The 9,944-nt window shown below is 26.3% G+C and carries 12 protein-coding genes and 1 pseudogene; 5 read left to right on the forward strand and 8 right to left on the reverse strand.

From position 1 onward, the window contains the following. Positions 1-7: 7 nt before the first annotated feature. The 3 genes from yidD to rpmH are packed head-to-tail and all read right to left on the reverse strand — an operon-like array spanning position 8 to position 805. A complete protein-coding gene (gene yidD, locus AVBRAN12637_RS03605) occupies positions 8-340 on the reverse strand; it encodes a membrane protein insertion efficiency factor YidD (protein WP_214116501.1) in 333 nt (110 codons plus the stop codon). 1 nt (position 341) lies between these two features. After that, complete coding sequence (gene rnpA / locus AVBRAN12637_RS03610; RefSeq protein WP_275592001.1) at positions 342-680, reverse strand: ribonuclease P protein component; 339 nt, start codon at positions 678-680, stop codon at positions 342-344. Further along, positions 668-805, reverse strand: a complete 138-nt coding sequence (rpmH, locus tag AVBRAN12637_RS03615; RefSeq protein ID WP_214116499.1) for a 50S ribosomal protein L34 — start codon at positions 803-805, stop codon at positions 668-670. The genes rnpA and rpmH overlap by 13 nt, the downstream gene beginning before the upstream one ends. Positions 806-893: 88 nt before the next feature. Here rpmH and AVBRAN12637_RS03620 point away from each other — a divergent pair, with 88 nt between their 5' ends. Both AVBRAN12637_RS03620 and AVBRAN12637_RS03625 read left to right on the forward strand, forming a co-directional pair. After that, entirely contained in the window at positions 894-1,454 is a 561-nt protein-coding gene (locus AVBRAN12637_RS03620) for a uracil-DNA glycosylase family protein (RefSeq protein ID WP_214116498.1), read from the forward strand. Between the two features lie 2 nt (positions 1,455-1,456). After that, positions 1,457-2,638, forward strand: coding sequence for a hypothetical protein (locus AVBRAN12637_RS03625; RefSeq protein WP_336615329.1), 1,182 nt, complete (start codon positions 1,457-1,459; stop codon positions 2,636-2,638). 34 nt (positions 2,639-2,672) lie between these two features. Here AVBRAN12637_RS03625 and AVBRAN12637_RS03630 read toward each other — a convergent pair whose 3' ends face one another. The 5 genes and pseudogenes from AVBRAN12637_RS03630 to AVBRAN12637_RS03650 all read right to left on the reverse strand — a co-directional run bounded on the left by AVBRAN12637_RS03630 (position 2,673) and on the right by AVBRAN12637_RS03650 (position 6,581). After that, positions 2,673-3,701, reverse strand: a complete 1,029-nt coding sequence (locus tag AVBRAN12637_RS03630) for an aspartate-semialdehyde dehydrogenase (RefSeq protein ID WP_336615330.1) — start codon at positions 3,699-3,701, stop codon at positions 2,673-2,675. A 1-nt stretch (position 3,702) separates the two neighbouring features. Continuing rightward, on the reverse strand, positions 3,703-4,998 hold the full coding sequence (locus AVBRAN12637_RS03635) for a sigma-54-dependent transcriptional regulator (protein ID WP_336612239.1): 1,296 nt from the start codon (positions 4,996-4,998) through the stop codon (positions 3,703-3,705). Then, a complete protein-coding gene (locus tag AVBRAN12637_RS03640) occupies positions 4,995-5,381 on the reverse strand; it encodes a hypothetical protein (protein WP_214120386.1) in 387 nt (128 codons plus the stop codon). Before AVBRAN12637_RS03640 ends, AVBRAN12637_RS03635 begins: the two co-directional genes overlap by 4 nt. Then, positions 5,357-5,665 (reverse strand): annotated as a pseudogene (locus tag AVBRAN12637_RS09790) (lipoprotein required for motility); the annotation flags it as partial. The gene AVBRAN12637_RS03640 and the pseudogene AVBRAN12637_RS09790, both read right to left, overlap by 25 nt. Positions 5,666-5,879: 214 nt before the next feature. Continuing rightward, complete coding sequence (locus AVBRAN12637_RS03650; protein ID WP_214116480.1) at positions 5,880-6,581, reverse strand: plasminogen-binding N-terminal domain-containing protein; 702 nt, start codon at positions 6,579-6,581, stop codon at positions 5,880-5,882. Between the two features lie 95 nt (positions 6,582-6,676). Between AVBRAN12637_RS03650 and AVBRAN12637_RS03655 the strand changes: the two genes are divergently transcribed. The 3 genes from AVBRAN12637_RS03655 to AVBRAN12637_RS03665 all read left to right on the forward strand — a co-directional run. Next, positions 6,677-7,849: a peptidoglycan DD-metalloendopeptidase family protein gene (locus AVBRAN12637_RS03655; RefSeq protein ID WP_214116477.1), complete on the forward strand. Its 1,173-nt coding sequence runs from the start codon at positions 6,677-6,679 to the stop codon at positions 7,847-7,849. A gap of 3 nt (positions 7,850-7,852) precedes the next feature. Then, entirely contained in the window at positions 7,853-9,205 is a 1,353-nt protein-coding gene (locus AVBRAN12637_RS03660; RefSeq protein WP_336607693.1) for a magnesium transporter, read from the forward strand. Between the two features lie 67 nt (positions 9,206-9,272). Continuing rightward, a partial coding sequence (locus AVBRAN12637_RS03665; RefSeq protein WP_336615331.1) for a cache domain-containing protein occupies positions 9,273-9,944 on the forward strand: 672 nt, incomplete at its 3' end.

Genomic DNA, 9,944 nt, shown 5'->3' on the forward strand with positions numbered 1-9,944 from the left:
TTTTCCTTTATTTGAATATTACTTTTACTATATAATAAAATTGTTTATCTTTTGGAACAAAAATCATTTTAAGTTTTTTTATCTTATTTTGATGTGTAAAAAGCATAATAGGTTTATGTTTAATTTTAATTATAGGATAATCAAAACCACCTACAAATAATTGATTACATTTTAAAATTCTTAAAGCTGTTAAAAAAAGTGCTTTAAAAAAATTATTATATTGAAGTTGAATAATCGCATATTGAGAGCAAGTTGGATAATATCTACAAGATTTAGGCTTTAAAGGACTTAAAAAATATCTATAAAATTCAACTAATTTAACAGCTAAATACCTAAACATTTTATTCCTTTAAACACCCCAACCTTTTAAGACTCCACTTAATATTCTTTTCTAATTCAAAATAACCTAAATCACTAAAACCTTTTTTTGCTACAAATATGTAATAACCACTACTTATATTTGGATAAAGTTGTAAAAAAATAGCTCTTATTAATCTTTTAGTTCTATTTCTTACAACAGCACATCCTACTTTTTTACTTGCGATTACTGCAATTTTTTTAACTTCGCTTGGTTCGTGATAAATAACGCAGTTTTTAGCAAACCATTTTGAACCAATTTTATAAAGTCTAGCAAAATCTTTAGAATCATTTATGCTAGAAAATTCCTTTAGATTGCTAATCTTCTTCTACCTTTTGCGCGTCTTGCATTGATTACTTTACGACCATTTTTAGTCTTCATTCTTACACGAAATCCGTGAGTTCTCTTGCGAGGTGTATTGTGTGGTTGATAAGTTCTTTTTGGCATTTTTCTTCCTTAAATAAAAAAATTAAACGCATATTCTATCACAAATAACTTAATTATTTTTAAGTATTTTTGATATAAAATAAATTTTATGGATAAAAATACATATTTACATTACTTAAAATTATTCGGATTTTCCTTTTACAACGATAAGTTAAGCGTTAATAAAAACTACAATATAAAAGATATAAAAAATTGCAAATTATGCAATTTATACAAAAGTAAAAATAATTTTTACACAAATAAAGTAATTAAATCAAATATTTTCATACTAAGCGATATTGGTTTTAATGACAATGATGCTGAATATTTTAATAGTATTTTAAGCAAGAATTTAAATCTTAATTTAAATAATGTATATATTACAAATATAGTAAAATGCTCAAATCAATATAAACAAGAAAATATTTTAAAGTGCTATCAGTATTTTTTAAATGAACTTTTAGAAAGTGAAGCAAATATTATAATTTTATTAGGAGAAAATTTAAAAAATATATTACAATTATCAAATTTTAATATTGGAGATATTATTTTTTATGACTTTTATGGTAAAAAAAGAAAAGTTTTGCTAAATTACAGCTTTAGCTTTATTAAAAAAAATCCAAGTTATGAAAATGATTTTATAAATAACTTAAAAAAAATAAAGGAATAATTATGAAAAAATTATTAACAACAATGTTAATATGCTCAAATCTTATTGCTGCCAAACAAGAATTAGTCAAAATTGAGCCAGCAAAGGTTTTTTATGTTAATTACGAAAAAGAAAAATGCTCTGATGAATGTCTAAAAGACTTATTATACAAAGGTCTTTACATAAGCTATATAACAAGATTTAATTCTAATGATGAAAAACTAAATAACATTTATGTAAAACTTCTTAATGGAATTGAATATATTGATTTACCTAAAAAACAACAATTAAACACAATTAAAATAGCTTTAGTTATACCAGAAAAAGTTGTAAAATCTTATTCTAGTAATATAATTTCTCCTGCACTTGCATATCTTATGAAACAAAATGATAATGTATATATGAAAGTATATTTTACAGGAGATGAAAGTGAAGCTAATATAGCTCCTATCATAAGCCAATTACACGATTATTCACTAATTATTACAGGATTTCAAAAAAACGGCATTAATGTATTAAACAAAAGTATTACAAATATTGCAGTATTTAATCCATTGGCAAAATCTAGTGATTTTGATAATGTAAATTCTAATTTTACATTTGGTAGCATAGATTATCAAGAACAAGTTGCAAAACTAATAAATATCTCAAATAATAAAATAGCTGTATTTAAAGATGATAGCTTATTAGCAAGTAAAATAACTGATAATATAAGAGAACAAAGCAATATAATTTCTCTTAAAACTATTGAAAAGAAAAATCTAAATGTAAATTCGGCTTTAAGTGATGCTTGGAAATTAAATAATTCTAGCGTATTTTTTAATATACCATTAGTGAAAACAACTCTTTTGGCAACACAAATAAGAGCTTTAAGTATTAGACCAAATAAATATTTAAGCACTCAAATTAATTATCATCCAATGTTTTTAAACCTAAGCCAAGAAAACGAAAGGTCTATGTTTTATTTTGCTAATTCAATAGGCGAAATTGATGAAGAAATAGAGTATATAAATGATTTATTAGGGCAAAAAATAGCTTATAACTGGATAGCTTATTCAACTAGCGTTGGATTAGATTACTACTATCACGAGCTATATTCAAACAAAAAAGATAGATTATTTAAAGATAATTTTATAGGTAATTCAATACATTTTAATGTAAGAATTATGAATTCTAAACAATCAAAATTTAGCGAACAAAAATAAAACTAAGAATTTAAATTCTTAGTTTTAAGTAATTTTATAAAGATAATAAAGCAATTCTTACTGCGTTAGTTGCTGCTCCAACACGAATTTGATCAGCTACACACCATAAATGTAAAATCTTAGGATTATTTAAATCAACTCTAATTCTACCAACATAAGTTTCATTTGTATTGCTTGTAAATAAAGGCATTGGATAGCGTAACTCTTCATTTTCACTATCTTCATTATGTGCTTTTATATTTGGATTATCCATCAATACAACGCTTGGAGCTTTACTTAAAATCTCTCTTACTTTTGTTAAATCTACATTATTTTTAAAAGTAATTGTAATACTTTCGCTATGACTTCTAAGCACTGGCACTCTAACGCAAGTAGCACTAATTTGCATTTTTTTATTCATAATTTTTTGAGTTTCATTTACCATTTTTAGCTCTTCTTTTGTATAGCCACTATCAGTAAATACATCAATTTGAGGAATTAGATTTAATGCTAGTTGATAAGTAAATTTTGATGGTTTAATTTCTTCAAAAGCAAATACTTTTTGAAGACCTTCCATAAGCTCACTCATACCTAAATTCCCTGCTCCACTTGCCGCTTGATAAGTGCTAACATCAACTCTTTCTATATCAAATACATCATCAAGTGGTTTTAATACTTGCACCATTTGAATGGTTGAGCAATTTGGATTTGCAATTATTCCTTTATGTTTTTCAAAATCACCAGGATTACATTCAGGCACTATTAAAGGCACATCATTCATCATTCTAAAATAACTTGTATTATCAATAACCAAAGCACCTTTATTTGCTGCAATTTTTGCATATTTTTCACTTATACTTCCACCCGCACAAAAAAATGCTATATCAACATCTTCTTCATCAAAACTATGCTCATCTAATTCTTCTATAACATAAGTTTCATCACGCCATACAATCTCTTTACCAGCACTATTTTTACTAGCTAATAATCTTAGTTCTTTTACTGGAAAATTGTATTCATTTAATACATTTAATATTTCTTCGCCTACAGCACCTGTTGCACCAATGATTGCAATATTTTTCATTTCACTCTCCTAAATTGTATTTTTGCATTTTTTCTCTAAAAACTTTTTCGCTCATTGAAATTAATTTAGAAGCTGCTTTTATATCCTTTTCTTGCTTTAAAGCTTCTTTAATTAATTCAAATTCTAAGTCATTTATATTATTTTTATTATTATTAGTAAAATTAAGCCTTAAATCACTATCTTTTACTATATTTTCATCGCTTAAAATTGCAGCACTTTCAACAATAGAAATCAATTCTCTTATATTTCCAGGATAATTATAATCATTTAATACTTTTATAGCTTCTTTGCTAAAAGTTTTTTCCCCTAAATCATACTCATTACAAATTCTATTTAAAGTAGCATTAGCAATTTCTATTATTTCATCTTTTCTTTGTCTTAAAGGCAAAATATCTAGCATAATTGTATTTAATCTATAAAATAAATCTGCTCTAAATTTATTATTTTTAATATTATCTTGTATGTTTATATTACTAGCACTTATAATTCTTACATCTATATTAATTAATTTTGTGCCACCTAATCTTTGTATAGTTTTTTCTTGTAAAACTCTTAATAACTTAGCTTGAATACTAGCACTCATTTCACCTATTTCATCAAGAAATAAAGTGCCTTCATTAGCTAACTCAAATAAGCCCAATTTATTAGAATTAGCATCTGTAAAAGCTCCTTTTTCATATCCAAACAATTCACTCTCTATTAAATTTTCAGGAATAGCAGCCATATTAATAGCTATAAAAGGCCTATTTGCTCTTTTACTATTTTCGTGAATAAATTTTGCAAATACTTCTTTACCAACTCCACTTTCACCGCTTAAAAATACACTTACATTTGTTTTAGCTGCTTTTAAAGCTATTGTTTTTAAATTCTCAAGTTCTTTTGATGAACCTAAAAATCCATTTTGTTTTACCGGAATTTCTTTTTTAATTTTATTAGCTTTTTTTTCTCTAATAATTTTTGCTCTATTTATTGCTTCATATAATTTATCCAAATCAAATGGCTTTGTTAAAAAATCTTTTACTCCAAGTCTTAGTGCTTCAATTGCTTTATTTAAAGTTGCATTTCCTGTAATAATTATAAACTCAGCACTAATTTTTTGTTCTAAAGCTGTTTTTACAAACTCAAGTCCGTCCATTTTAGGCATATTAATATCACTTATTATTAAGTCAAAACTATCATCTAATTCTTTTAAAGCATCAATTGGATTTTTATAAGTTTTTAATTCATAATCATCACTTAATGATAATTCTAAGGATTTTCTCATATTAATATCATCTTCAACTATGGCTATTTTCATACCTTATCCTTTGTGTAAATCAATATTTTACCTTGAGCAAGTTCTGCTTTAAAATAAATTGGCAATAATCTTAAATGAGTTTTTATACTTGCTTTAAAATTATTGACATCAACATATTCACTCACTATCGCTTTATTAACACAATCTATTAAATTTGTTTGTTGGTCTTTTAAACTATCATAAATATTAGACTTTGTAGCATTAATCTCACAAACATAAGTATATCTTGCCTTTTTATCAATACTCATTGCTCTACTTAAGTGAAATTCTTCGTTAGTTAGGACTAGATTAGTAGTACTTAATCTAGCCCAAAATATATAATCAGGATTTGTAGCGTTTAATAATCCTAAAAAGCTAATTAATATGAGAACAATTCGTTCCATTTATATTTATCAATTTTTAGTTCTAATTCAACCGTATAAAGACCATCTTTAAATCCTTCTCCGGTAATGTTTGCATTTTTAATAAGTCCATTAACATATGTTGTAATTAACGAGCTTCTAAGCATTGCATCTTTTACATTTTCTCTAGAATTTACTCTAACCCCATAAAGTTTGCCAGCTAATTGACGATAAGCATCAGCTAATGCTGCTCTTTTTGCAAGTGCTAATGCTTGAGCTTGCGAAACTGTGTTTTGAGGTGGAATTCCCTCTCCTACCGAACTAAAAATCATAAGTCTTACTGCTTCTTCTTCAGGACTTAAAACAGGCTCTTGATAACTTGCTTTTTTATAAGCTGTTTTTTGAGTGTTATTTTCTACTTGAACTGTTGTTTCTTTTTTTTGTGGAACACAAGCACAAATAAATATAGCTAAAGCGATGGTGCCTAATCTTTTCACGATTTTTCCTTTAAATAATTATTTAATTGCTTCAAAGCAATTATTATTCCTTTTCTTTAAATAGCTTGTTATAATATGAAAAATAATCTGTTGTTTTGCTTAATTGCTTAGAAATATTTGAATAAAAATTTATTTCATCAATTTGATTATATTCTAAATTATTATCCAATTCAGCTATTTTCTTTAAAGAAGAACATTCATATAAATATAAGTTATTTTTTAATGCAACCATTACACTACCAATAGCCCAAGTTCTACAAAATTCTCTTAAATCATTTCTATTTGGAGTTAGTTGTTTTTTAGCGTATAAATTCGCTGCTAAAACATTAGTATCAAAATATATAAAATTGTTATATTTATTTTTAATACTATCATATATTTTTTGACTAGGAGCTATTAATAATGTATGCTCAATATAATTATTAAAAATTACTCTATCGCCTATTTGTGGAGTTAATATAGGTAATGGTAAAGCATCTTGTTTTAAATCAGAAAATGTATATAGCTCTAATTTAATATTATTGTTCTCATTATTTACAAAACTAGCTCTAGCAACAATTATAGAATATTCTCCGATATCTTTAATAACAATAGCGCCATTTTTTAAATTATTTTCATCATATTTTGCATCAACTATATGAGCATAAGCATAGCCATTATCAATCTTATCAATAACAGCATTTATAAATTGATTAGCAAATGCAAAAACCGAAAAGCATATTAAAATAAAAGTTTTCTTAAACATATTATCCCTTTAAAATTAAATTACTAAATTATAAGCAAAAAAAAGTAAAATGTCTGCCTTATTTTGGAAATTTTATCATATTTTAAAGGAAAATAATGCGAAAAATCATATTAGTTTTATCTATTTTTTTAAGTTTAAATTTATTCTCAAAAGAATTAAAAATGGAAGAATTAATATGGGAAAGAGGCGAGAGTTTTTTATTTTTCTTACAAAAAAATCAAATTCCATTAAGCATATATCATAATCTTGATAAAGAAGATAAAGAACTAACAGCAGAAATCATAGCTGGGGTTAAATATCAAATATTAAGAGATGAAAATGATAATATAGAGCAAATTTTAATACCAATAAGCGAAACTTTACAAATACAAATATATAAGGATTTAGAAGATAAATATGCTATAACATTTACTCCCATTACTTATAAAGTTGAAGAAACAAGTTTAACATTTAAAATAAATAAATCAGTATATCAAGATATTATAGATAACACTCAAAATTCTAGATTAGCAAGCGCTCTGCTTAGAGCATATGCAGGAACGATTAATTATACAGGAATGAAAAAAGATGATAGAGTAGTAATCGTTTATTCTCAAAAAAGAAGATTAGGTAGAATTTATGGAGATGCAAATATAAAATCAGCTATGATTGAAGTCAATAAAAAGCCTTATTATATATTTAAATATGGAGATAATGATTTTTACGATGAAAACGGAAAACAATTAGAAACATATACTTTTATATTGCCTGTTGGAAATGTTAGAATTAGTTCTCCATTTAACCCAGGTAGATTTCATCCTATTTTAAAAAAATATAGAGCCCATCTAGGAATAGATTATGCAGCACCAACAGGAACACCAGTAAAAGCAGCAGGTGCTGGAAAAATAATGTTTAGAGGAGTAAAAGGCGGATATGGAAATGTAGTTCAAGTAAATCACTCAAGTGGCTATATGACTTTATACGCACATTTAAGCAAATTTGGTAAATACAAAATAGGAGATAGTGTAAAACAAGGTCAAGTAATTGGCTATGTAGGAACTACGGGCCTTAGCACAGGGCCGCACTTACATTTTGGTATGTATAAAAACAATGCAGCAATTAACCCAGCAACAGTTGTTAGAGTTGCAAAAGATGGTCTAGTAGGCAAAGAAAAGCAAAAATTTGATTTAATAACTAAAGAATATATAAGTGAAATTAAGCATATATTAGAAAGTAAAATAACTCCTATAAAAGAAGAGAATTTTGAAAATATTGTGGAGCTTAATTAAAATATGAAAAATACAGCAGTAGCTTTTGAAATAATACAAGATTTTTTAGATGAAAAAGATGTTAGCTATGCTGAATTATTAGAAGCCCTAAAAATAATAAAAAATGATGATTATGAAGCTTATGAAAACATAATCAAAAGTCTTGATGATGAAGACTTAGGAAATATTGCAACACTAATGCCTGAACATATGTTAAGCGATGTTTTGAAATTATCTTCAAGTAAAAAATTAGCTTTAGCATTAGGCGAATTAGAAAGCGATGATGCAACTGATTTAATGCAAAGCATTGAAGAAATTGATGATGAAAAAGCAAATAGAATTTTTTCAAATCTTAGCAAAGACGAACAAGATGATATTTTATTCTTAAAACGCTACGATGATGAAAAAGCTGGTGCTTATATGCAAACAGAGATTTTTACCGCAAAGCTTAGTGATACTCTAGAAAGTGCTATTAGCAAATATAAAGAGCTTAAAAAAAGCGAAGAAATAGAACATATAATCCAACTTTTTATAACCGATGAGAATGAAAAATTAATTTATAGTTTGCATGTAGGAGATTTAATTTTATATGAATTTAAAGATACTTTTCAACAAATTCTAGATAAAAATGAAGATTTAGCAAAAGATTTACATTTTATTAGAGATTACGACACTATAAATGATGCTATCTCTATGGTTCAAGACTATGATTTAAGTGTAATTGCTGTAGTTGATAATAATAATAAATTATTAGGAAGAATAACTTATGATGATATACACGACTTAATCCAAGACTATGCAACAGAGCAAATGTATAACTTTGCAGGGGTTGGAGATATTGATAGCGAAGATGAAAATACTATAAAAGCAGCTAAAAGTAGAGCTAAATGGCTTATTGTAAATCTAATTACTTCGTTAATTTCAGCCCATGTTATCGCAATGTTTTCTGATGCAATAGAAAAGTTAGTAGCACTTGCAGCTTTAATGCCAATAGTTGCATCAATGGGTGGAAATACTGGCTCACAAGCACTTGCCGTAACTATTAGAAAACTTGCTTTAGGTGAATTAAGTTATGAGAATTCAAAACATATATTATTAAGAGAAATTGCTATTTCGTTTTCAAACGCAACGATTTTTGCCATTGTTTTAGGAGCTGTTGCGTATTTTTGGTTTTCAATCCCAATGTTAAGCCTTGTGATATTTATATCAATGATTTTAAATTTAGGTTTTGCAGGTTTAATTGGCTCATTAATACCTTTGGTATTAAAAAAATGTGGATTTGACCCTGCACTAGGTAGTGCAGTTTTACTAACAGCAACCACCGATGCTTTAGGGTTTTTTAGCTTTTTATTACTTGCTAAGGTAATATTGTTATAATTTAATCTACTTTTAACAAAATTATGTTTAAATTAATGATTTAATTTTCAATGAAAAAGGAGATGAAATGAAAATTTCAACAAAACTTTCGTTATGTATACTGATTAGTTTGTGTATCTTAGGCATTAGCCTAATATTTATTTCTAACAAAGGAATGCAAGAAATTGACGATGTAACAACTAAAACAGTAGAAGAATTAGCAGTAAAAGATGCTAGAAGTGCTGCAAAAAGCATTGTATTTGGATTTTATAATTTTTCTGAAAAATTATATAAAGACTTCGTAAAAGCTGGAGATGGACCTGAAGATGCACTTGAAAGCACAATTGAATATCTTCAAGGTATGAATTTAGATAGCACAAATATTAGATTTTTTGCCGTTAATTCAGATGGAACTTATTTAGTTCATTATCAACCAGAAAAAGTAGGGAAGAATTTAAAAGCAGATTTAGATATTAAAGGCGAAAGCTATGTAGAAAAATTTGTTAAGAATGGCTTAGCAGGTGGTGGTTTTACAGAGGTTACATTCTTTGATAAGGTAACTAATAAAGATAGAAATATCATTACCTATACTAAAAAAGATAAAAATATGGATATTATCTATGGTTGCACAATAGATATGGATATAACAAATCAAGAAATCGATGAAGTAGGTAAAATAATTGACGAAGTTATTAGTAGCTCAAATTACAAATTTACATTAGCAGCAGTTGTTATAGCAGCTATAATTTTAATATTAATG

Source organism: Campylobacter sp. RM12637, from assembly GCF_020137645.1.
In the GTDB taxonomy this organism is placed as follows: Bacteria; Campylobacterota; Campylobacteria; order Campylobacterales; family Campylobacteraceae; genus Campylobacter_E.

Coding starts and splice junctions, on each gene's coding strand:
- yidD (WP_214116501.1), bottom strand. CDS start 340: ATGTTTAGGTATTTAGCTGTTAAATTAGTTGAATTTTATAGATATTTT.
- rpmH (WP_214116499.1), bottom strand. CDS start 805: ATGCCAAAAAGAACTTATCAACCACACAATACACCTCGCAAGAGAACT.
- AVBRAN12637_RS03620 (WP_214116498.1), top strand. CDS start 894: ATGGATAAAAATACATATTTACATTACTTAAAATTATTCGGATTTTCC.
- AVBRAN12637_RS03625 (WP_336615329.1), top strand. CDS start 1,457: ATGAAAAAATTATTAACAACAATGTTAATATGCTCAAATCTTATTGCT.
- AVBRAN12637_RS03630 (WP_336615330.1), bottom strand. CDS start 3,701: ATGAAAAATATTGCAATCATTGGTGCAACAGGTGCTGTAGGCGAAGAA.
- AVBRAN12637_RS03635 (WP_336612239.1), bottom strand. CDS start 4,998: ATGAAAATAGCCATAGTTGAAGATGATATTAATATGAGAAAATCCTTA.
- AVBRAN12637_RS03640 (WP_214120386.1), bottom strand. CDS start 5,381: ATGGAACGAATTGTTCTCATATTAATTAGCTTTTTAGGATTATTAAAC.
- AVBRAN12637_RS03650 (WP_214116480.1), bottom strand. CDS start 6,581: ATGTTTAAGAAAACTTTTATTTTAATATGCTTTTCGGTTTTTGCATTT.
- AVBRAN12637_RS03655 (WP_214116477.1), top strand. CDS start 6,677: ATGCGAAAAATCATATTAGTTTTATCTATTTTTTTAAGTTTAAATTTA.
- AVBRAN12637_RS03660 (WP_336607693.1), top strand. CDS start 7,853: ATGAAAAATACAGCAGTAGCTTTTGAAATAATACAAGATTTTTTAGAT.